The organism is Vibrio sp. 2033, from assembly GCF_033339735.1.
The window spans coordinates 1-582 of record NZ_JAWOVC010000604.1 but is presented as its reverse complement, the minus strand read 5'-3'; the positions used below and the strand labels follow the sequence as shown (position 1 = coordinate 582).

The window sequence follows — 582 nt, the reverse complement described above, 5'->3', positions numbered from 1 at the left end:
CTGTCCGTTCCTGTATTTGATTGCAACATGCGGTCAACCAAACCTTGATCGAGGCTTTTCGCGACATCCAGCTGTTGGCGCTGAGTGATGTATTTTTTAAGTGCCGTTTCCAAGCGTGGGAACATGACGGGTTTTAACAGATAATCCACCACACCTACGCGCATCGCTTGCTGTAGGGTGTCGACATCCCGAGCCGCGGTAATCAAAATCACATCACAAGTTTGATTGTTCGAGCGCAGCGTATTTAGTATCTCCAACCCTGTACCATCCGGCAGATAAACATCCATCAAAAGCAGATCTGGCTTGAGCACTTCGAGCTGCATTTCCGCTTCTAATCGCGTCGTTGCAATGCCAACCACATCCAACCCTGCCAATTGGCTCAGGTATTTGTGGTGTAATTCAGCAATGGCAATGTCATCTTCAATGATCATTACTCGCGTTGCCATGTTCATACTTGTTCTTCCTTTGGCAAATACACGGTTATTCGCGTTCCATGTTCTGTGTTTGGTAGCATTTCAACATGCCCGTGATAGCGGGTCGCTAATTGGTTCACTAGGTGCAAACCTACCCCTCTATTTTGTC

The 582-nt window shown here is 47.3% G+C and carries 1 protein-coding gene; it reads right to left on the bottom strand.

From position 1 onward, the window contains the following. Positions 1 to 452, bottom strand: a 452-nt coding sequence (locus R7P74_RS28035; RefSeq protein WP_318123946.1) for a response regulator, incomplete at its 3' end; no start/stop codon positions are given. Positions 453 to 582: the final 130 nt, after the last annotated feature.